Genomic DNA, 21,210 nt, shown 5'->3' with positions numbered 1-21,210 from the left:
ACCGGTTATGAGATGTTCACGGCTTCTTAATCACCATATGCTTCGATAATTTTCTGTACAAGTGGATGTCTGACAACATCAGTACGGTTTAAATTGATAAATGATATGCCATCAACATTCTCCAATAATTCCTTCGCCGTCTTCAAGCCCGATTTCTTACCTTTTGGAAGATCGACTTGTGTGACATCACCTGTAATAATCATCTTTGAACCGAAACCAAGACGAGTCAGAAACATTTTCATTTGCTCCTGAGTTGTATTCTGCGCTTCATCAAGGATGACATAGGCATCTTCAAGCGTTCTGCCTCTCATATATGCTAGTGGAGCCACTTCTATAGTTCCTCTTTCAATCAGTCGAAGTGTGTGCTCCGATCCGAGCACATCGTGAAGTGCGTCATAAAGCGGACGGAGATATGGATCTACTTTCTCCTTTAAATCACCGGGTAAAAAGCCGAGACTCTCACCTGCTTCTACAGCCGGACGAGTCAAGACAAGTCTCTTTATCTTTCCGGCTTTCATTGCAGTGACTGCCATGACCACGGCCAGATATGTTTTCCCTGTTCCGGCAGGACCGATAGCAAAAACCATATCATGTTTCCGTATCGCGTCGACATAGCGTTTCTGACCGAGGGTCTTAACGCGAATCGGCTTTCCCTTGCTGTTGGTTGTAATTTCTGTTTCATACAGATCACCAAAAGCATCTAATTGACCGTTTTCTGCCATCTTAAGTGCGTAGACAGTATCACGTCCGGAAACAGAAATGCCTCGTCTGATGAGACTCAGGAGTGCCTTTAAAACCTGCTCTACTTTGCGCGCGTCTGCTTCACTTTCCGCCGATACATTCACCGAGCCTCCACGAGTGACAATCGAGAGGCCAAGCGTTTGTTCAATGACTTTTAGGTGTGCATCTCCCGGTCCAAAAAGCATCAACGCTTCATTTCCATTTTCCCAATCTATGGTAATTTTATATAAATGGCGTTCTGGCAAGCTTAGTGAGTCCTCCTCAAAAAACATTCATGTTTACATCATTTTACCATATGTCACCGCTTAAATTCCAATCCGTTATCCCGCTTACGTTTTATTGCAAAAATCGCTCAATACAATCAATCCTTTTTCTCATTTATTTTTCGCTTCACTTGTTCCCTATTGATCGCCTGCGCTCTTGCGATATTTTCATGAACAACCTGATGACTGCGCACATAAAGTTTTCCCTTAATTACTTTTTTCTCATCAATGATGGATTCTATAATTTTAGAACTTTTCGGAAGCTTTGCTAATAATTTCTTATTCGACGAGTCAATGGCTTCTTCCGTCGCCTCATTGATCGTCAATGTTCGGGTAATCATCTTTTTCTGTCTATATTTTTCCGTCACATAAGTGAAAGGCGTTCGCCAAATCAGAAATCGAATTGGCTTCGTTACTTTTTCAAGATCATAATTGGTGTAAGGCTTCTTTTTTAATCCCCACAGTGGTGCGGAAAGATGCCAAAAGCGTAAGCGATATTTTTGATAACTTTGCTCAGTATATAGTGTATATTGACTAACCAATGGGATTTGAGTCTCAGAATGATACCATGTCTCACCAATGACCTGACCTTTTGCCGAGACAAACGAGACAGTCTTATCATTGCCAATGACCCCACTAACCAAAAGTTGTCCTGCTTTGACAAACTGATCGCTTTCTACCACAGGTTGTCCGGTTTCCACGAAAAGGCGTTGAACAATAGCTTGTTTTGTGGCAACGAGATTTTGCGGCCCTGTAACTTTTCGTGGTTTTGGATATTTTTTCTGTACAACATTAACATGATAGGTTGTCCCTTCTCGAGACACACCGATCCAGGTCACTTTCGTCAACTTTGTAGTCAGCGCATTTTCCAGTTGATTCGTGTCCGGGACAAAAAAATCAAGTGAACCTTCGTATAAATGATTTTGCTTAAGAATCGTGCGAATTTGTTCCTCAAGATTGGCATCAGCGCCATCCACATTAATTGACCAGACCATATTAGATAAGAGCAGTAGCATTGCAACAAAAAACAGGATACCAGCAACAATCCCTAATCGCTTTTGAATTTTTTTTATAAAAAAAGGGATACCGGACTTTTCAAGAATGTGTACGCGGCAATTTGTTTCCTTCAAGCCTTTTTGCAAAGTATCCGAATCGATAAGTTCCACATAACATATAAGGGTTGTCTCATTTTTCCGCGTAATTTGCCACATCTTTATCCGCTCTCGAACGCAATGCCGGATAAAACGTTCAGGATCATTTCCAATAATCTCAACTTTTAGATAGCCCTTTATGTGATTTGTATGTCTCAAGCCGCCGAACTCCCTTCACTCATTCACGAATCGAACATCATTCACTCGCCCTTGAAGCACGATTTCCTTCTCCAAAATTGTTTCAAGGACAAAGTTTTCACCGGCGATATGAAGTTCGCCTTCATTAAGCGCAAGTCTCAACTCTGTATTCGAAAAAGCGAGTACGCTCTTGTAATTTTCAATGGAGAGTCGGAATTGACCAATTAAGGTCATGCGCGGCACACCCAGCACAACATCCTCTGGTATGTTGGACACCTCTGCAAACCATCTTTTTAATTGAGCATTCCATTTTTTCATGATCGCTCTCCACCTCTCTACCAACTTATGAAAAATACATGCCGGGTAGCACTACGAATCATTTTGATTTTAGAAAAACTGGACCAAAACCGTGTCCAGTCCATGTTATGCTTCGGTTGTATGCTTACTGCGGACGATCAGGAGTCTCTTCGTTCAATTAAAGATCTACGGATCTCCACTAGCTCGGATCAACGGGTTCCCGCAGCTATCTTGCGTCTTTTCGTGTACGTTATAAAAACAGAAAAAAGCCGCAGCATCCGTTTGCTGCGGCTCTTCTATTCTATGATCATGAGCTATTTTTTTCGTGAGAAAACACGATGTGGTTCAAGCGCACGCGGTTTCCCAATACATTCCGAAAAGATAAAAGCTTGGCGAAGAGTTGCTCGAGTTCTTAATTGATTACGCATCACGTCGTTTGCGTGTAAATGAGCGATAGCCGTCCGTGATTCTCCGATCGCTGTTGCTTGCTCGGTTTTGTTCATTCGCTCAGCAGTCTCTTTATATTTCTTCATCCAGACATTTTCAACAGGCGCCGAGTTACTATACCTCTGCCCCGTAACCGATGTCGAATGTTGACGCTGCTGATCCAAGGAATCCCTATGAGCAGGAGTAGAAGGCGTTGATCGGGTGGACAACTTTCGATTACGCTGACGCCTTTCTCGTTCTTGAGCGTTTTGCTTCTCAACTGATTTTGCAACGTAAAATAGCATTGAGATAACAACTCCGATAATCCATAAAAAAGACACTTCGTTCCACCCTCCCTTCTATAGACTTTAATAGTTATTTGTACTCATCACCTGAGGTGTTATCATTATTATTTTCTTTGCCAAATGAATGACGCATTTCTGTATCAGCTTTAATGTTGTTGTAATTCATGTAATCCATAACGCCGAGTTTTCCTGACTTAAGTGCTGAGGCCATCGCAAGCGGCACTTCCGATTCGGCTTCTACAACTTTGGCACGCATCTCTTCGACACGTGCACGCATTTCTTGCTCGTTTGCCACAGCCATTGCTCGACGTTCTTCAGCTTTTGCTTGTGCAATATTCTTATCTGCTTCAGCTTGCTCCGTCTGCAGAAATGCCCCTATGTTCTTACCAACATCCACATCGGCAATATCGATGGAGAGAATTTCAAAAGCGGTCCCGGCATCTAAGCCTTTCTCCAAAACGGTCTTCGAGATCGTGTCCGGATTTTTCAAAACATCTTTATGCGTGTGCGAAGCACCAATCGTGCTGACAACCCCTTCACCAACCCGAGCAACAACCGTCTCTTCGCCTGCTCCTCCGACGAGTCGGTCGATATTGGCACGTACAGTAATTCGCGCTTTAACTTTCACTTCAATACCGTTAATCGCAACTCCGGCAATGTACGGTGTTTCAATGACTTTTGGATTAACGCTCATTTGTACTGCTTCCAATACATTTCGGCCGGCAAGATCAATGGCTGCCGCACGTTCAAAGGTCAATGCAATATTTGCTCGATGTGCTGCGATTAATGCATTCACGACCCGATCTACATTACCACCAGCCAAATAGTGGCTTTCTAATTGGTTTGTATGCAAATCAAGTCCTGCTTTCGTCGCTTTTATCAAAGGATCAATAACGCGCCTTGGAACCACACGTCTCAGCCGCATACCAATCAACGTGAAAATGCTAATCCTTACACCGGATGATAATGCAGAGATCCAAAGCATGACCGGAACAAATGTAAAAAGAATCACAAGAGCAATAATAAGAAGAGCAGCAATAATTAAAACACTAACTGTTGATGCATCTAATCCCATCAATTCATCCCCTTTAATATGGTCCTATTCATAATCAAAACAAAACATGCGAAAACTTACAAATAGTTCCTATGAAAACAAAGCTCTGTTTGCATGATAAAACAAACAGAGCTTCTGTAAATTAATTTAATTTTTCACGCACAATTTTATTGATCATGCTGCCATCCGCCCGGCCTTTAGCCTTCGGCATGACTGCTTTCATCACTTTGCCGATATCAGCCTTTGAGACAGCACCAACCTCAGAAATTGTTTCATCTATAAGCGCTTCAACTTCCTGTTCGGAAAGTTGTTCCGGCATGTAAGATTGAACAATTGCAATTTCTACAGCGACTTCATCAACAAGATCTTGTCGCTCTGCATTCTTAAACTCTTGGAGGGAGTCTTTCCTCTGTTTAAGCTCTCGGGTTAGAACTGCCAGTGCCTCGTCTTCCGACAACGGTTTACCTAGCTTGATCGATTCATTCTGCAGTGATGTTTTAATCATGCGAATCACCGAGAGACGTGCTTTCTCCCTCGCTTTCATCGCTTGTTTCATATCTGTAGTCAGACGATCAACAAGGCTCATGTTAAAACTCCTTCTCAGTATCTGCGGCGTTTCTTACGCGCAGCCTCAGATTTTTTCTTACGCTTAACACTCGGTTTCTCGTAATTTCTCCGTTTCTTAACTTCCGCTAATGTACCGGATTTAGAAACCGACCGTTTGAAGCGTCTCAGCGCATCTTCAATCGATTCATTCTTCCGAACCCTTGTCTCGACCATCTATGTTTCCCTCCCTCCAAAAACGAAAACAACTCAAATGACATCTCTTTTATGTCACTAGCCATTATATACGATAGAAAACAAATTATCAAATTTAGGAAAACGTTTTTTTTACTTATTCGCATATTTGATGAATGATTAGGACAATGAGTCACGAATGAAACTGTTATTTCCAATGTTCGATTAATTTGATGTCATGCTCGGTTACACTTGTCCATACAATAGGACGAGGTGATCAGATTTGGATCAACACGTCATCCTTTTCGTCCTTTATATCTTACTTTTTCTTCTTGGAATGGGTATCATGACCGGTGGCATGCATGCCTTGGTGGGTCATAAAATGCAGCATACACTCGAACGTGCGGCAAGCACACCATTCAAAGGATTGGTCATCGGTACCATTGCCTCGATGCTGCTTCAGAGCAGTTCCGCAGTGACCATTATTACTGTTGGATTGATCGGTGCTCATGCGATGCGTTTCTCCCAAAGTGTTGGCATCATCCTCGGTGCAAACATTGGGACGACCATGACCGGAGAGATTGCCGCATTACCTATGGGGTCACTGCATTATCTATTTCTTGGTGCCGGACTGATCTTGATGTGCCTACCGATTCGTCGGTTCTTTTCCTTAGGCTCACTCTTGTTCGGCATCGGTTGCTTATTTGCATCAATGACCGGCTTCAGCTCATTAGCTGAATCATTGATTCAGGCTCCATTTATCCGCGATCTGCTTGTTGATGCAAATAACAGTATGATTTATGCGGTCATTGTTGGTACGCTTTTTTCAGCAATCATACAATCCAGTTCGGCAACCTTACTCGTTTGTATGGGTTTTCTTGATCACAATATTTTAACCCTTCCAGCATCGATAGCGATCATGCTCGGATCCAATGTTGGAACATGTCTCACCACATATATCGCCAGTCTTGGAACAGGTAAAGAAGGGCGCTGGACCGCCTATACACATATTTTATTTAATGTACTCGGTGTCGTCGTCTTTTTCCCATTAATCCACTTTATGGCTGATTACACCATAGCCCTTGCCGGAAGTGGAAGGGCGGCACTCGCACATGTCTCAGTTATTTTTAACCTCATCACCGGTTTACTCGCTGTCCCACTTGCAGGTCCATTTGGACGTTGGGTGGAACGCACACGTCTTTAATTCTCTTAAAGCACCGTCTCTTGGGGTGCATCCTCTACAACGCGTACAAAGGTACCTTCATTCAATGGATACCCTGATTTCACAAGTTTCACACGAACCAGTTTGCCGACGATATCATTTGATGGATAATAAAACTTCACTTTCAAATAGTTATCGGTGAAGCCAACGAAATATCCGTCTGGTTCCCGGTGATTCATCGGTTCTTCCGGGATCACTTCAAGCACTTGATCCTGATATTTCGCTGCATATTCCGCAGACAATTTGTCGGACAACGCAATTAAGCGCTCAACACGCTCATGTTTGATTTCGTCTGGTACTTGATCAGGCATATTTGCCGCAGGCGTCCCCGTTCTTTGGGAGTAAGGAAAAACGTGAAGTTCCGAAAAATGTAGATCCTGAATAAAATTATAGGTCTCTTGGAATTCTTCTTCTGTCTCTCCAGGAAATCCGACAATAACATCTGAGGTCAATGCAAAATCAGGGAGAGCTTTACGCAGACGTGCAATCTTCTCTGCAAAAAAAGCTGTTTTATACTTGCGATGCATCCGTTCTAGAACACCATCTGATCCTGCTTGAAGCGGAATGTGAAGATGTCGGGCAAGAATTTTGGAGCGATTGACGACTTCAATCACTTCTTCCGTGATTTGACTTGCCTCAATCGAAGAAATTCTTAACCGCTTTAAACCGCGTACTTTTTCTTCTAAATCACGCAACAGTTGCGCGAAATTATAGTTCTCCATATCTTCACCGTATCCCGCTGTATGAATACCGGTCAAGACAATTTCTTTATACCCTGCATCGACAAGTTGTTGCGCTTGTCGAATCACATTCTCGGGTTCCCGGGAGCGCAGCAATCCACGTGCCCATGGAATAATGCAGAACGTACAGAAGTTATTGCACCCTTCCTGTATTTTCAAGGACGCACGAGTTCGATCTGTGAAAGCCGGCACATCTAGCTCTTCGTACACTTTTGCTTTCATGATGTCACGGACACCATTAATCGGCTCACGTTCTTTTCTGAACTGATCAACAAAACCAAGCAAACGGTTTCTGTCTTGGGTGCCAACAACAATATCAACACCAGGGATTGACATGACTTCTGCTGGAGAAGTTTGGGCATAACAACCTGTGACGCATATCACCGCTTCCGGGTTGTTACGAATAGCACGCCGAATGACTTGGCGGCTCTTCTGATCACCAGTATTGGTAACCGTACATGTATTAATAACATAGACATCGGCATGTTTCTCAAATTCAGATCGGTCATACCCGTTCTTTTTAAAGAGCTGCCAGATCGCCTCTGTTTCATAATGATTCACTTTACATCCTAACGTGTGAAAAGCAACTGAAGGCATTTTTATTCATCCACCTCACCATGTAGTAATTCAAAATGATAAGAAACTGCAGACAGTAAATACAAAGCAGCGGTTTCTGTTCTCAATATCCGAGGACCTAAGCCACAAAGGACAAATCCGTGCTCCTGCAGTTGAGCAGCTTCTTCAGTAGTTATTCCGCCTTCCGGGCCGATCACCGCGAGCAATGGATCATCTTTACTCATTTTCTTAATCAATGTTGGAAATCCTGACTGAGCGCCTACTTTTGCCGTTTCTTCAAAAGCAACCATTTTATAAGTAAATTGATCACCATAAGTAATTAATTGATCGAGTGTCATCGGATCGTAGATCTCCGGCACAAGCAGACGATGCGATTGCTCAGCCGCCTCTTTGCATATTTTCCGCAGACGTGTCAGTTTCTTTTCCTGTTTGCCTTTCTTCCATAGAGCGATCGATCGATTTGCCTGAAACGGAATAAACCGGTCGGCACCGCATTCCGTTCCCTTTTGAACGATGGTATCAAATTTTTCTGCTTTTGGAATGCCTTGAACAATCGTGACATGAATCGGCAATTCAGGATTGGTAGTCAGTTTCTGTAAAACTGTTGCATAGACAAGATCATCCTCAAAGTGCTCAATGGCGCACAAAAAGGCCTCACCCTGATTATCGGCACATTCAATTTGGTCAGATACCTTCATACGCATCACTTTTTGAATATGACGAGCATCATCACCAGAGATCCGCACACGCTGTTGATCCATTTGATCCCTAGGCACAAAATAGCGTTGCATTTCAAACCGCCTTTCGTGCAACAAGCGCAACCCAATCGCCGGATACTCGTTCGTCAATAATCTGTAGGCCTGATTGAGTAAGTGCTTGAGCAACTAATTCCTTTTTCGGCTTGATAATACCTGATGCAATAAGTAGACCATCTTTCTTAATGCAGTCTGCAACCCCGCCTTCACTCAGGCGAATCACGAGCTCTGCGAGTAAATTTGCAACCACGACATCATACGTACCGGTTATATTATCGGACAGATTATTTTGTCGTACCGAAACAATATCCTGAACTTTATTCAATTTAACATTGATCGTTGCGGATTGAACGGCAACTGAATCAAGATCTACCGCAAGTACATGATGAGCACCTAGTTTTGCTGCAGCGATTGAAAGTACTCCGGTACCCGTCCCAACATCCAAAACATCTGCGTGATTAGGCAAATAGTCCTCAAGCGCTTCAATACAAAGAACAGTCGTTGGATGAGTACCCGTCCCAAAAGCCATACCCGGATCGAGTTCAATGACCTGTCGCTTCTTATCCTCAGGGTGAAAATCCGTCCAAGTTGGTGAAATATAAAACTTATCGCCAACACTCACGGGTTTATAATACTTCTTCCATGCAGTCGCCCACTCTTCTTCATTATGTTCACTGAAAGTCAAGCGACCTTCACCTAAGTCAATGTCATAAAGTAAAAGATTATTCACCGATTGTTTTATTTCTTCTACGGTCTCTCCAAGAAAGCTATTCACCGGCAAATAAGCCTTAACATTTACGCCATCAACAGGATAATCTGCAGGATCAAGAGAATAAGTGGATTCTGCATCCGCTGGCCATTCCTTCTGCAGATCTTGTGAATCTTCAATGACAACACCGCCAGCTCCGGCTTCATAGAGAATGTTTGTCACCGGTTCAATTGCTTCTTCTGTAGTATGGATACAAATTTCCGACCATTTCATCGTAGTATTGGATTCGCTCCTTGTAGAGGATGTCAAAGACGTTTTCTTCGATTATGCTTCTCGCAAGATCTTAGAATCAGTCCGCTTTAAAGACCTTTTTCTTCATTTTGTCAAAAAAACTCTCGTCGCCTTCGCTAACTGGACTGCCCCCAACTTCTGCCAGTTTTTTAAACAGCGTCTTTTCCTCTTCTGACAGATGTTTCGGAGTCACGACTTTGACGGTTACATGTTCATCCCCTTGGCCATATCCTCTGACATTCTTAATTCCTTTATCTCTTAACCGGAATTTTGTTCCGGTCTGAGTACCGGCAGGTATACGCAACTTCACCTTACCGTAGAGGGTCGGAACCTCAATCTCATCGCCAAGTGCGACTTGAGCAAAATTCAAAGGTACCTCTAACAGCACATCATCGCCATTACGTTGATAATATTTGTGTGGTTTCACGCTAAAAACGATATAGAGATCACCCGACGGACCACCATTGACACCCGGTTCACCCTGTCCTGACAAACGGATTTGCTGTCCGTCATCAATTCCTGCAGGGATTTTCACTTCAATCTTCTTATTCACCTTCATCTTGCCGGTACCTGCACAGGTGCTGCAAGGATTTTTAATGATTTTACCGGTTCCATGACAATACTGACACACACGACGATTCACAATACGTCCAAATGGTGTATTCTGTTCCTGATTGAGTTGACCGGTACCATGGCAATGTGAACATTGTTCAGGTTTTGATCCTGCTTTTGCTCCTGTACCATGACATGTTGAGCAGGTTTCTTCTTTTGGTATACGAATATCTGTTGTCTTACCAAATGCAGCCTCTTCAAAAGTGATCGACATTTCGTACTGAAGATCCGAGCCCTGTCTTGGTGCATTAGGATCACGTCTTCTCGCACCGCCATTAAATATCTGATCGAAAATATCACCAAATCCCCCGAAGTCGCCACCGCTGAATCCTTGACCACCGCCAAAACCACCGAATCCACCCTGATTCGGATCGGCTTCGCCGAATTGATCGTACTGGGCTCTTTTTTGCGGATCGCTCAAAGTTTCATATGCTTTTGTTGCTTCCTTGAATTTTTCAGGCGCATCTGCATCTTTATTAACATCGGGATGGTATTTTCTCGCCAGTTTTCTAAACGCTTTTTTTATTTCATCCTTTGAGGCATCTTTACTAACGCCAAGGATCTCGTAATAATCCCGCTTACTCATCAAATCACTCCCGAAATGATTTCACATAAAGTTTATCATATCACCCAAATAGATAGTTAAGCAAGAAAAAGCCAAAGCCAGAACCCACGTCCGACTTCGGCTTTCTCAGAAACTTAATTCCATCGTACACTTTAAAAAAAACAGTGGTTGTTGAACCGAATCACACGATTAATCTATGAATGATCAGTTCTTTTTGTTCTTATCCTTATCGTCGTCATTTACTTCTTTGTAATCTGCATCAACTACGTCATCGTCTTTCTTTGCGTTTCCAGCAGTTCCTTGTGCATTTTGTGCACCTTGTGCTTGCTGATACAGTTTTACTGAAAGCTGTTGAACAACTTCATTTAATTCATCTTTTGCTGCTTTAATTGCTTCAAGATCTTTACCTTCGAGTGCTTTTTTCAGTTTATCTTTAGCTGCTTCAGCCTTAGATTTTTCTGATGCCTCCACTTTATCGCCAAGATCTTTAATCGTCTTCTCCGTTGCAAAGATTAACTGGTCTGATTCATTGCGAAGATCAACTTCTTCTTTACGTTTCTTATCTGCATCTGCATTTGCTTCAGCATCTTTAACCATTCTATCGATCTCATCATCACTTAGACCTGAAGACGATTGAATGGTGATTGATTGTTCCTTGTTTGTTCCCTTGTCCTTTGCCTTAACATTAACAATACCGTTTGCATCAATTTCAAATGTCACTTCGATTTGAGGAATGCCACGTGGTGCTGGCGGAATATCCGTTAATTGGAAACGGCCAAGCGTTTTGTTATCGGCTGCCATCTGACGTTCACCTTGAAGCACATGAATATCTACTGCCGTTTGATTATCTGCAGCTGTTGAGAACACTTGTGATTTGCTTGTTGGAATGGTTGTATTACGATCAATTAATTTCGTGAATACGCCGCCCATAGTCTCGATACCAAGTGAAAGCGGAGTAACATCGAGAAGAACAACATCCTTAACATCACCAGTTAGAACACCGCCTTGAATTGCAGCGCCGACAGCGACAACTTCATCCGGGTTAACGCCCTTGCTTGGTTCCTTACCCGTGATATTCTTGATCGCTGCTTGAACAGCAGGAATTCGGGTTGAACCCCCTACGAGTACGATCTTGTGAATGTCATCCATCGTCATGTCAGCATCAGAAAGAGCCTGACGAACCGGTCCCATTGTTGATTCAACAAGGTCAGCAGTCAGTTCATCAAATTTCGCACGTGACAGATTCATTTCCAAGTGCTTAGGACCCGTTGCATCAGCAGAGATAAACGGTAGTGAAATTTGTGCTTGTGAGACACCGGAGAGTTCTTTCTTCGCTTTTTCAGATGCATCTTTCAAACGTTGCAGTGCCATCTTATCACCGGAAAGATCAATGCCTGTTTCCTTTTTGAATTCGCTGATCAAATACTGGATAATTCGTTCATCAAAGTCGTCACCGCCAAGTCTGTTGTTACCGGCAGTCGCCTTTACTTCGAAAATACCGTCGCCGAGTTCAAGGATAGACACGTCAAAAGTACCGCCACCTAAGTCAAAAACAAGAATTGTCTGATCTTCACCTTTGTCGAGACCGTAGGCAAGTGATGCTGCTGTTGGTTCGTTGATAATTCTCAACACTTCAAGGCCGGCAATCTTTCCGGCATCCTTTGTTGCCTGACGCTGTGCGTCATTGAAGTAAGCAGGTACGGTAATAACCGCTTTATCAACTGCTTCGCCAAGATAGGCTTCAGCATCAGATTTCAGTTTCTGAAGAATGATGGCTGAAATTTCCTGAGGCGTATATTTTTTGCCTTCAACTTCAACCTTGTAGTCCGTACCCATATGACGTTTGATGGAAAGAATTGTATTCGGGTTCGTGACAGCCTGACGTTTTGCAACTTCGCCGACCTGACGTTCACCATTCTTGAAGGCTACTGCTGATGGTGTTGTTCTCGCGCCTTCCGGATTAGGGATTACAACAGGTTCTCCGCCTTCCATTACTGCTACACAAGAGTTTGTTGTACCTAAGTCAATACCAATAATTTTACTCATGTTTCTTATCCTCCTAATATTAAAAAAACATTAAGTTTGAACCTTCAAAATCAAGAACTAACTTTCACCATTGCCGGACGAATGACCCGTCCATTCAATGTGTAACCCGCTTGAAGGACTTGGGTGACTGTGCCTGATTCATGCTCAGCACTTTCCTCCTGCATCACCGCTTGATGCACGTTTGGATCAAACGGTTGATGGAGGGATGGAATTTCTTCAACGCCTTCTTTTTTCAAGGCATTCTCCAACTTTGATAGGACCATTTCCATGCCTTTTTTCAGGGCTTGACCGTCTTCAGATACAGTTTCAACGGCCAGTGCACGTTGAAAGTTATCAAGTATTTCAAGCATATCTGAAACAAGATCCTGAGCGCGAAATTTTCGTGAATCCGCTTTTTCTTTGGTCGTACGTTTGCGGAAGTTATCAAAGTCTGCCTGTGTTCTTAGCCAGCGATTATTATTTTCATCCACTTGCGCCTTAAGTGCTTCGATTTCAGCAGTTTGTTCAGCAATTTTCTTGAGCAGCGAATCTTGAGAGTCAGAACTTTCGTCATTTGACGATTCTGCATGCTCCGATTCAACGGTAGCTTCTGAAGAAGTACCCTCTCCCGTTGCAGTGTTTGCTTGCTCAGTATTCTTTATTTCTTCTGATTCTACATCGTTGTTTTGCGTTTCTTTATTTACCTGTTCTGCCATAGGCTCACCTCCTGAAGTATCGAAGAGCTGGGAGTTCAACGCTCTTGTTTGTTAAGGTTTTCAGTTAATAATTTTGAAACTAGGTCAATCAATGTGACGACGCGTGGATACGCCATTCGTTTTGGACCGATAACAGCAACTGTACCTAAATGCTCGCTGCCCACTGAATAGGTTGTTGTGATTAGACTGCACTCTTCAAAACCATTCAGTTTATTTTCCCGGCCAATACGAATATGCAGACCCCTTGTCGGCATATTCATGAGTTCACGGACGATCTCTTTTCCTTCCAGAACATTGAGAAGTGAAATAATCTTTTCCACATCTTGAAATTCAGGCTGTGACAAAATATTATTCTTTCCACTATAAAAAATCTGTTCCGGATCATTGATCGCAAAACTATTGTTGAGCAGCGCCATCACCTTTTTATAGTCACGGATGTTGGCACGTAGCACGCTCGCCAGTTCGTCATTCAACCGACTCTGAAGATTAAAAAGAGGAACCATCTTGAGCTTGTCATTTAAAATATTAACAATCTTTTCGATATCTTCGGCACGAATCGTCTCCGGAAAAGAAACGACACGATTTTCAACATGGCCGGTGTCCGTAACGATGATCAAAACACCCTGAGTCTGACTCAGTTTCACCATTTGAATATGTTTCAGCTTCATCTCTAAGAGTTCAGGGCCAAGCATAATTGCTGTATAATTCGTAAACTCTGAAAGAACTTTAGCCGTAATCCGAATTAATTCCTCTGTCTCCGAGAACTTTTTCTGATATTCATTGCGAATACTGTCCATTTCATCATCAGAAAGCATCTCCGGCGACAATAAATGATCGACATAAAATCGGTAACCTTTTTCCGACGGCACCCGTCCTGAGGAAAGATGCGTTTTCTCAAGGTAACCCATCTCTTCCAAATCCGCAAGCTCATTTCTGATCGTCGCAGGACTAAAATGAACATCATCCCGTTTGGAGATCGATCGTGAACCCACAGGCTCAGCTGAGACAACATAGTCATTAACCAGAAGCCGCATGAGAAACAACTGACGTTCAGTTAACATCTTGTTGATCACCTCTGTTAGCACTCGTTCTATCTGAGTGCTAATTCTACATTAAAATTTACCAACTTCATGCCCATTTGTCAAATATTTTGGGGCATTAATCCTTATAATCCTCAAAGAAAATTGACGAGAGTAAGCGTGTAAATTATCGTGATGGTACCGTCTGACCATTCATAACCCAGTAAAAGGGTCAAACACGTGCAACTGTTGAAAATCATCCACGCTTTCTTATTTGCAGCAAACATTAACTGTTATGAAGTGATGAATGCTTCGAAGACATTGTTTCCTAAGAAAATACCCCTCCGTGTCAAAGAGAGCCGTCCATGATGTTCCGTTAACAATCCTTCCTCTTGTAAGCGAGCGATTTGAGTACCATAGATTTGATCGATCGGCACTCCGAATTTTTCTCGAAAATGAGACGTACTCACACCCTTCATAAGTCTTAGTCCAAGAAACATTTCCTCTTCCATCTTTTCAGTAACCGTGACTGGATGCTCAGAAGTTCGTGCATGTCCATGTGCATGCACACGTTCAATATATTTTTTCACCGGACCGGCATTTGCATACCTGACGCCCTTCCAATAACCATGGGCACCTGCACCAATACCATAATATTCTTCATTCTGCCAATATAAGGAATTGTGAATGCCTTCATAGCCCGGTTTCGCAAAATTGCTGATTTCATAGTGATGCAACCCGTGTTTCTCCAACTCAAATATAATTTGACCATACATATCCGCTTCGATATCTTCACCTGGAAGTCTCAATTTTCCCGACCTCATACGATTATAAAAAATTGTTTTCGGTTCGATTTGAAGCGAATAGATGGAGATGTGCGGCGTTCCCAATCCTATAGCTCTTTCAAGTGATTCATGAAGACTCGTTTCTGTCTGTCCCGGCAGTGCAAACATCAGATCCAGTGTTACATTATCAAAGCCATGCGTTTGTGCTAACTTGACTGCGTTTGCTGCGTCAGCAGACTTGTGTGCACGGCCAATTTCTTGCAGGAGATGATCATCAAAGGTCTGCACCCCGATACTCAGCCTCGTGACACCGAAACGTTTCATAATCTCAAGTTTTTCTTCATTTAAACTTTCCGGATTGGCTTCAACTGTGAATTCTCGAACAGATGAATGAACTAAATTTTTCTGAATATCGATAAATAGCCGTTCAAATTGAACTTCATTCAATGCCGTTGGCGTTCCTCCACCAATATATATCGTCTCAGGCAATCCATCTTCTCTATAATGTTGCATTTCCTTTGCAAGTGCATCTAAATACTCGTCAACAGGCTGATTCTTCATAAATACTTTATTAAAATCACAGTAATGACAAATATGATCGCAGAATGGAATGTGGATATATGCACCTCGATGTGCGTTTGACTTAATCATCATGGCTCATTTTAAAGACGGCCATAAACGCTTCCTGTGGTACTTCGACACTACCAACCGCCTTCATCCTCTTCTTACCTTCTTTTTGTTTTTCCAGCAATTTGCGTTTTCGTGACACCTCACCGCCATAACATTTTGCTAAGACATTTTTACGTAACGCCTTAATTGTCGAGCGGGAGATAATTTTCTGTCCAATCGCTGCCTGAATCGGTACCTCGAATTGTTGGCGAGGAATCAATTCTTTTAACTTTTCAACGATTGCTTTTCCACGATCATACGCAAATTCCTGGTGAACGATTACGGAAAGCGCGTCCACCTTTTCCCCATTCAGTAATATATCCATTTTCAATAAATCACTGACGCGATAGCCATCCATCTCATAATCCAGTGAGGCGTACCCTTTCGTGCTGGACTTCAGAAAATCGAAGAAATCAAACATGATTTCTGATAGAGGGAGATCATAAATGACGTTGGTTCGATTTGCATCAAGGTATTCCATTGTTTTAAACTCTCCACGTTTTCTCTGGCAGAGTTCCATAATCGCTCCCACATAATCATTAGGAGTCATGATTGTTGCCTTTACATAGGGTTCTTCAACTTCGGAGATGAATTTTCGTTCTGGCATCTCAGAAGGGTTACCAACGCGTACACTCGAACCATCTGTCAGTTTGACGTTATAGATCACACTTGGTGCTGTGGCAATCAAGTCTATATTAAATTCACGTTCTAGCCTTTCTTGTACAATATCCATATGCAAGAGGCCAAGAAAGCCGCATCGAAAGCCAAACCCAAGTGCTTCCGATGTTTCCGGTTCATACTGCAACGCTGAATCATTTAATTCCAATCGACCAAGTGCCTCACGCAGATCATCATAGCGTGCTGTATCAATAGGATATAACCCGCAATAGACCATTGGATTCATCTTTCGATAGCCAGGAAGCGGCTCGGCAGCCGGCCGTTCCGCATGAGTCACTGTATCGCCGACTTGTGTATCGTGAACCGACTTAATCGATGCCGTGAGAAAACCTACATCACCCACGGATAATACTTCACGATTTTCGATTTTCGGTGTTGAGACGCCAACTTCAAGAACTTCAAAAGTTTTTCCATTCGCCATCATTTTAATTTTATCGCCAACACGAACTGATCCCTCAACCACCCGGATATAGACAACAACGCCTCGATAGGCATCATAAAGAGAATCAAAAATCAGTGCTTGCAATGGGGCATTTGGATCCCCTGAAGGTGCAGGAATGTTCTCAATAATTTGTTTCAGAATTTCGTCCGTACCAATACCGGCTTTCGCTGAGGCAAGCACCGCATCCGAAGCATCTAAACCAATAACATCCTCAATTTCATTTTTCACCCGTTCCGGATCCGCGTTCGGCAAGTCAATTTTATTTATCACCGGAATAATTTCCAGATTGTTCTCTAATGCCAGATAGACATTTGCTAAGGTCTGAGCCTCAACGCCTTGGGCCGCATCCACAACAAGTAGCGCACCTTCGCAGGCAGCCAAACTACGCGAAACTTCATAAGAGAAATCGACGTGACCTGGTGTGTCTATAAGGTGGAAGATATACGTTTCACCATTTGGTGCTTTATAATTTAATTCGACAGCATTTAACTTAATCGTAATGCCGCGTTCACGTTCTAGATCCATGGCGTCAAGCGTTTGCGCCTTCATTTCTCTTTGCGTAAGGGCTTGTGTCGCTTCCAAAATTCGGTCCGCCAATGTTGATTTTCCATGGTCGATATGGGCAATAATTGAAAAATTGCGGATATGCGCTTGGCGCGTATCTTTATTCTCTGACATAGTTGCTCCTCCTGCTCGAAAAAAACATCACTTAAACTCGATTATATCAATCGTTCGAGAGCGTTTCAATCAAGAAAGAGATAGAGCCAGTGTATAGTTATGGTGGATGAGCTCTTTCATCGTAAAGAGCCGATCAGATTCGGATCGGTCTTATCCTTCATTTATCCGTGTTAAACAAGTGCATGGATAAATCCCTCAACAACCTCTGCTACCCCGCTGATCATAAACAGAAAAAAGCGTTGAACCTTTTCAGAGAGCGTATATCCATGCTGTGTTGGAGGACTTATTGCCTTCTGTGGTGTACTCAATGTGGAGGGATCTGCTTTATTCGCATCCGGGACAATAATTTTTTGTGCATAAGCTCGGTTTCCGATTTGTTGGCTCACCGGTTGCGTTTGCTGTGCATCTCTAATCGTAACAGCCCCATAAAGCATGCAAAACATAACAACAGTAAGAATAATGAAACATTCCAAAACAAAACGTTTCATCCCCATCGGCTCCTTTCACAACTGCTTGTCCAACTTTGTTAAGGATCCTATGCACGCCTTTCTATATTCATAACCTTAATGTGTGTAATGACCAACATTTTTCTGATTCACTTGATGATGAAGTGCTGCGTTCAGCCCTTGCGCAATAACATTCCCCATTTTTTCGATGAAGAAGTCGACTTCTTTCGGTGTGACCATTAATTGCGTACCGCTAGCGCCAAGCGCTTCCTGAATAAGTTGCGCTTTTTCTTCCTCACTCAGTGTACCGACCATACCAAGAAATGCCGCTCTGTTTTCTTCACTTGGCAATTTTAGTCCCTTGTAATCCACTTGCTCGCCAAATGCCATCCACGAAGGTGCCAGTGCTTTTGATGGTTTCTTATCATTCATTTCGCGTTCTAAATGACGCAGCAACAAATCAAGCGAATCACTCGTAATAGTTACCGCATCGACCACGGTGGGAACACCGATCGCAATAACCGGGATACCTAATGATTGGCGGCTTAACTCTTTACGGTTGTTGCCGATACCGGATCCGGGATGAATGCCGCTATCCGCCACTTGTATCGTTGTGTTGACACGATCAATTGCACGTGCAGCCAGTGCATCAATAGCAATAAGAAAATCCGGTTTCGTCTTCTCAATCACGCCTAGAATAATATCGCTTGTTTCAATACCCGTAACGCCCATAACGCCAGGTGTGATCGCACTTACCGGCCGATAACCCGGTTGGATATTTTCAGGTTGAAGATCAAAGAGATGTTTGGTTACCAAAACGTTTTCGACCACACTTGGCCCTAATGCATCAGGTGTGACTTTCCAATTTCCCAGACCAACGACAAGGCAACTCGCGTTGTCAGCGATGCCTAGCTTTTTAAGAAACTGAGAAAAATATTTAGCAAATATTTCTTCGACCTTTCCTTCTACATTCGTATCGCCTGAGCGCAGTGCTTTCGCTTCAAAGGTCAGGTATGTTCCTGATTTCTTTCTCATTGATAATGATGCGTGTTCGTCAATAGTCATGAACGTGACCTTTATTCCATCTTCCGTTTTCTCATCTACATGAACACCTTGAATTTCGGGCTTTTTTTCATTTGCTTCAATGGCCAAGTCTGTGCGCACGGTATACTGTTTTAGATCTAAATTGTGATCCATCGCAAACTCCTCCTCATGCATCGCATCCAAATGAGTCAACATCTAACACGACTCAATATCTGTTTAAAGGATGTTCATTTCCGCTTTTTTCATTCATTCATTGCAAAAGATGGGACGCTTTGATACAATACACTTTGTCAGAATGAATCTCTGCTCATAGGAATAGATGCTTTTTAGCGTTTCGTTTATTTATAAAAGAACGTGTTATTTCGGCGGAGTTAGTTTGATGACCGGGAATTCATGATTTGGAGGTGAATCGAATGCCAAACATTAAATCAGCGATTAAACGTGTAAAAACGAGCGAAGCGAACCGTCAGCACAACGTGCAATACAAGTCCGCAATGCGCACAGCAATTAAATCATTCAACACTAAGGTTGAAGAAAAAGACGTTGATGGCGCAAAGGCCGCTTTTATTGCTGCTACGAAAAAAGTTGACAAGGCAGCTACTAAAGGCTTGATCCATAAAAATAAAGCAGCTCATGAAAAGTCCAGACTTTCAAAGAAATTGAACACTCTGGAAGCCTAAGTTGGACGATGAAAACGGCTCGCTATTGTAGCGAGCCTCTTTTTTTTGCCTTTTTTAGTATTATTGAATCTCTTCTTGATTAGGCTGTTCGATCAGAGATCGAAGCAATAAGCAGTTCAAGCGCCAACAGTTTATCCGCTTGACCGGTCTTGATTTGATAATCCGTTTCGACGCATTTCTCAAGCGCATGTTTTAACAGAGGCGCACTAAATAACCGTGTTTGGTCGAGTGCCAATTTTACGGCATAGGGATGAACACCGATTTTCGATGCGATACTATTCTGAGTAAATCCGGCTTTTTGGTAATAGCCTGCTTGGTAAACGATACGAAATTGTCTTTCAAGGAGCGCAAGCAGCTTTAGGGGTTCTTCTTTCATTCTGACTAAATCATGTAAGAGATGCAATGCGTCGGCAGTTTTTCTTTGCATCACCTGATTCACGAGCAGGAACACATTCGTTTCCAGTGATTTTGAGCCAATCTCATCCACAACTTGTGCGTCAATAGGTCGATCTGCGCCACAATACAAAGCACATTTGCCAACTTCATTGGCTAACTGACCGAGGTGAGGACCGATCGACGAAATTAACTGCTCATGCCCTTCTCTTGTGTACTGTGCACCATACTGCAGCGCAACATTCTCGAGAATGTGATAAAGTGTCGTATCGGTCAAATGTGAAAGTTCATAAACAGACGCAGTCTTTTCAACGGCTTTCACAATTTTCTTGCGCCGATCAAGTTTTTCATAAGGCGCTGTAATCAAAAGCACTGTATCTTCAGCAGGATGTACCAGATACTGCTCGAGCCGCTCAATTTTCTGATCAATTTTCGTTTTCGCTTTCTCCGGAGTTAGAAAATAGGCATTATCAAGTACCACTACTTTTTTCTCACCAAAGAACGGAACCGTTTCGGCATCCTCAAGGGCATATTCGAGCGGGGACTCAGTCATATCGTACCTTGAAAAGTTAAAGTCCCGTTCTTCTGTATTTAATGCTTCATCAATAATGGTTTTCTTCATCAATTGTATAAGATAATCTTGTGTACCAAACAGCAAGTATATAGGGGCAAGTGGCTTGCTTATTGATAGATCAGCCGATTTGGGTGTCGCCATAACTTTTCATCCTTTACGTCAACGAACAGTTCATTCTTATTCTTCTCTCTCTTTACTTTACCGTCCATGATTCCTGATGACAAGTAAGAAAAAATCGAACACCAAACGCCAGCCACTTTGCTGGCATCAATTATGCTCCGATTGCTCGCTTGCTGCAGGTTTCTCGCATCTTCACCTCATGCTAAGAAAAAGAATATAATTTTATTGTTCCAAAAAAAGAGAGCAGCGTCCCGCTACTCCCATTGATATATATGAACGCTCGACTGACGAAGCCTAGGACAACGCTGGTCAAGCGATATTCATTACTCTTTCTATGTTATCCTATGATCAAAAAAAG

21 protein-coding genes are annotated in these 21,210 nt (G+C 42.8%); 2 read left to right on the top strand and 19 right to left on the bottom strand.

Annotation, left to right across the window (positions count from 1 at the left end; translation table 11 throughout):
- Nucleotides 1-26: 26 nt before the first annotated feature.
- The 7 genes from NIE32_RS06095 to rpsU all read right to left on the bottom strand — a co-directional run bounded on the left by NIE32_RS06095 (nt 27) and on the right by rpsU (nt 5,155).
- Nucleotides 27-986 carry a PhoH family protein gene (locus NIE32_RS06095; protein ID WP_253053901.1) on the bottom strand — a complete coding sequence of 320 codons (960 nt, stop codon included), beginning with the start codon at nt 984-986 and terminating at the stop codon, nt 27-29.
- 116 nt (nt 987-1,102) lie between these two features.
- Entirely contained in the window at nt 1,103-2,314 is a 1,212-nt protein-coding gene (gene yqfD / locus NIE32_RS06090) for a sporulation protein YqfD (RefSeq protein ID WP_253053899.1), read from the bottom strand.
- Nucleotides 2,315-2,329: 15 nt separating this feature from the next.
- The gene (gene yqfC / locus NIE32_RS06085) at nt 2,330-2,611 is read right to left on the bottom strand and encodes a sporulation protein YqfC (protein ID WP_253053898.1); all 282 of its coding nucleotides are present in this window, start codon (nt 2,609-2,611) and stop codon (nt 2,330-2,332) included.
- A gap of 293 nt (nt 2,612-2,904) precedes the next feature.
- Nucleotides 2,905-3,357 carry a YqfB family membrane protein gene (locus NIE32_RS06080; protein WP_253053897.1) on the bottom strand — a complete coding sequence of 151 codons (453 nt, stop codon included), beginning with the start codon at nt 3,355-3,357 and terminating at the stop codon, nt 2,905-2,907.
- A 34-nt stretch (nt 3,358-3,391) separates the two neighbouring features.
- Complete coding sequence (floA, locus tag NIE32_RS06075) at nt 3,392-4,396, bottom strand: flotillin-like protein FloA (protein WP_253053896.1); 1,005 nt, start codon at nt 4,394-4,396, stop codon at nt 3,392-3,394.
- A gap of 121 nt (nt 4,397-4,517) precedes the next feature.
- On the bottom strand, nt 4,518-4,961 hold the full coding sequence (locus NIE32_RS06070; RefSeq protein ID WP_253053894.1) for a GatB/YqeY domain-containing protein: 444 nt from the start codon (nt 4,959-4,961) through the stop codon (nt 4,518-4,520).
- Nucleotides 4,962-4,975: 14 nt separating this feature from the next.
- Nucleotides 4,976-5,155, bottom strand: coding sequence for a 30S ribosomal protein S21 (gene rpsU, locus NIE32_RS06065; RefSeq protein ID WP_010025726.1), 180 nt, complete (start codon nt 5,153-5,155; stop codon nt 4,976-4,978).
- Nucleotides 5,156-5,396: 241 nt separating this feature from the next.
- Between rpsU and NIE32_RS06060 the strand changes: the two genes are divergently transcribed.
- On the top strand, nt 5,397-6,317 hold the full coding sequence (locus NIE32_RS06060; RefSeq protein WP_253053892.1) for a Na/Pi symporter: 921 nt from the start codon (nt 5,397-5,399) through the stop codon (nt 6,315-6,317).
- Nucleotides 6,318-6,322: 5 nt separating this feature from the next.
- Here NIE32_RS06060 and mtaB read toward each other — a convergent pair whose 3' ends face one another.
- The 11 genes from mtaB to gpr all read right to left on the bottom strand — a co-directional run bounded on the left by mtaB (nt 6,323) and on the right by gpr (nt 19,238).
- A complete protein-coding gene (gene mtaB, locus NIE32_RS06055) occupies nt 6,323-7,672 on the bottom strand; it encodes a tRNA (N(6)-L-threonylcarbamoyladenosine(37)-C(2))-methylthiotransferase MtaB (RefSeq protein WP_253053891.1) in 1,350 nt (449 codons plus the stop codon).
- 2 nt (nt 7,673-7,674) lie between these two features.
- Nucleotides 7,675-8,442, bottom strand: coding sequence for a 16S rRNA (uracil(1498)-N(3))-methyltransferase (locus NIE32_RS06050; protein ID WP_253053889.1), 768 nt, complete (start codon nt 8,440-8,442; stop codon nt 7,675-7,677).
- A 1-nt stretch (nt 8,443) separates the two neighbouring features.
- A complete protein-coding gene (prmA, locus tag NIE32_RS06045; protein ID WP_253053887.1) occupies nt 8,444-9,388 on the bottom strand; it encodes a 50S ribosomal protein L11 methyltransferase in 945 nt (314 codons plus the stop codon).
- A 76-nt stretch (nt 9,389-9,464) separates the two neighbouring features.
- The gene (gene dnaJ, locus NIE32_RS06040) at nt 9,465-10,604 is read right to left on the bottom strand and encodes a molecular chaperone DnaJ (RefSeq protein WP_253053885.1); all 1,140 of its coding nucleotides are present in this window, start codon (nt 10,602-10,604) and stop codon (nt 9,465-9,467) included.
- Between the two features lie 183 nt (nt 10,605-10,787).
- Nucleotides 10,788-12,629, bottom strand: a complete 1,842-nt coding sequence (gene dnaK / locus NIE32_RS06035) for a molecular chaperone DnaK (protein ID WP_253053883.1) — start codon at nt 12,627-12,629, stop codon at nt 10,788-10,790.
- Nucleotides 12,630-12,679: 50 nt separating this feature from the next.
- Nucleotides 12,680-13,324 (bottom strand): nucleotide exchange factor GrpE, encoded by a 645-nt coding sequence (gene grpE / locus NIE32_RS06030; RefSeq protein ID WP_253053881.1) that lies wholly within the window; start codon nt 13,322-13,324, stop codon nt 12,680-12,682.
- Between the two features lie 35 nt (nt 13,325-13,359).
- Nucleotides 13,360-14,385, bottom strand: a complete 1,026-nt coding sequence (hrcA, locus tag NIE32_RS06025) for a heat-inducible transcriptional repressor HrcA (protein WP_253053879.1) — start codon at nt 14,383-14,385, stop codon at nt 13,360-13,362.
- A gap of 251 nt (nt 14,386-14,636) precedes the next feature.
- Entirely contained in the window at nt 14,637-15,782 is a 1,146-nt protein-coding gene (gene hemW / locus NIE32_RS06020; RefSeq protein WP_381450638.1) for a radical SAM family heme chaperone HemW, read from the bottom strand.
- On the bottom strand, nt 15,772-17,595 hold the full coding sequence (lepA, locus tag NIE32_RS06015) for a translation elongation factor 4 (RefSeq protein WP_253053877.1): 1,824 nt from the start codon (nt 17,593-17,595) through the stop codon (nt 15,772-15,774). The genes hemW and lepA overlap by 11 nt, the downstream gene beginning before the upstream one ends.
- A gap of 170 nt (nt 17,596-17,765) precedes the next feature.
- Nucleotides 17,766-18,083, bottom strand: coding sequence for a hypothetical protein (locus tag NIE32_RS06010; protein WP_253053875.1), 318 nt, complete (start codon nt 18,081-18,083; stop codon nt 17,766-17,768).
- A gap of 75 nt (nt 18,084-18,158) precedes the next feature.
- Nucleotides 18,159-19,238, bottom strand: a complete 1,080-nt coding sequence (gene gpr / locus NIE32_RS06005; RefSeq protein ID WP_253053873.1) for a GPR endopeptidase — start codon at nt 19,236-19,238, stop codon at nt 18,159-18,161.
- A 260-nt stretch (nt 19,239-19,498) separates the two neighbouring features.
- Between gpr and rpsT the strand changes: the two genes are divergently transcribed.
- On the top strand, nt 19,499-19,765 hold the full coding sequence (gene rpsT / locus NIE32_RS06000; RefSeq protein WP_253053871.1) for a 30S ribosomal protein S20: 267 nt from the start codon (nt 19,499-19,501) through the stop codon (nt 19,763-19,765).
- 79 nt (nt 19,766-19,844) lie between these two features.
- On the opposite strand, the gene holA is transcribed toward rpsT, so the two are convergent.
- The gene (holA, locus tag NIE32_RS05995) at nt 19,845-20,873 is read right to left on the bottom strand and encodes a DNA polymerase III subunit delta (RefSeq protein WP_253053869.1); all 1,029 of its coding nucleotides are present in this window, start codon (nt 20,871-20,873) and stop codon (nt 19,845-19,847) included.
- Nucleotides 20,874-21,210: the final 337 nt, after the last annotated feature.

Source organism: Sporolactobacillus kofuensis (assembly GCF_024125425.1).
Taxonomy (GTDB): Bacteria; Bacillota; Bacilli; order Bacillales; family Sporolactobacillaceae; genus Sporolactobacillus; species Sporolactobacillus kofuensis.
This window is presented reverse-complemented; position numbering and strand designations above follow the sequence as displayed.

Coding starts and splice junctions, on each gene's coding strand:
- mtaB (WP_253053891.1), bottom strand. CDS start 7,672: ATGCCTTCAGTTGCTTTTCACACGTTAGGATGTAAAGTGAATCATTAT.
- rpsU (WP_010025726.1), bottom strand. CDS start 5,155: ATGGTCGAGACAAGGGTTCGGAAGAATGAATCGATTGAAGATGCGCTG.
- dnaK (WP_253053883.1), bottom strand. CDS start 12,629: ATGAGTAAAATTATTGGTATTGACTTAGGTACAACAAACTCTTGTGTA.
- hemW (WP_381450638.1), bottom strand. CDS start 15,782: ATGATGATTAAGTCAAACGCACATCGAGGTGCATATATCCACATTCCA.
- rpsT (WP_253053871.1), top strand. CDS start 19,499: ATGCCAAACATTAAATCAGCGATTAAACGTGTAAAAACGAGCGAAGCG.
- yqfC (WP_253053898.1), bottom strand. CDS start 2,611: ATGAAAAAATGGAATGCTCAATTAAAAAGATGGTTTGCAGAGGTGTCC.
- NIE32_RS06050 (WP_253053889.1), bottom strand. CDS start 8,442: ATGCAACGCTATTTTGTGCCTAGGGATCAAATGGATCAACAGCGTGTG.
- prmA (WP_253053887.1), bottom strand. CDS start 9,388: ATGAAATGGTCGGAAATTTGTATCCATACTACAGAAGAAGCAATTGAA.
- holA (WP_253053869.1), bottom strand. CDS start 20,873: ATGGCGACACCCAAATCGGCTGATCTATCAATAAGCAAGCCACTTGCC.
- dnaJ (WP_253053885.1), bottom strand. CDS start 10,604: ATGAGTAAGCGGGATTATTACGAGATCCTTGGCGTTAGTAAAGATGCC.
- floA (WP_253053896.1), bottom strand. CDS start 4,396: ATGGGATTAGATGCATCAACAGTTAGTGTTTTAATTATTGCTGCTCTT.
- lepA (WP_253053877.1), bottom strand. CDS start 17,595: ATGTCAGAGAATAAAGATACGCGCCAAGCGCATATCCGCAATTTTTCA.
- gpr (WP_253053873.1), bottom strand. CDS start 19,238: ATGGATCACAATTTAGATCTAAAACAGTATACCGTGCGCACAGACTTG.
- NIE32_RS06070 (WP_253053894.1), bottom strand. CDS start 4,961: ATGAGCCTTGTTGATCGTCTGACTACAGATATGAAACAAGCGATGAAA.
- grpE (WP_253053881.1), bottom strand. CDS start 13,324: ATGGCAGAACAGGTAAATAAAGAAACGCAAAACAACGATGTAGAATCA.
- hrcA (WP_253053879.1), bottom strand. CDS start 14,385: ATGTTAACTGAACGTCAGTTGTTTCTCATGCGGCTTCTGGTTAATGAC.
- NIE32_RS06010 (WP_253053875.1), bottom strand. CDS start 18,083: ATGAAACGTTTTGTTTTGGAATGTTTCATTATTCTTACTGTTGTTATG.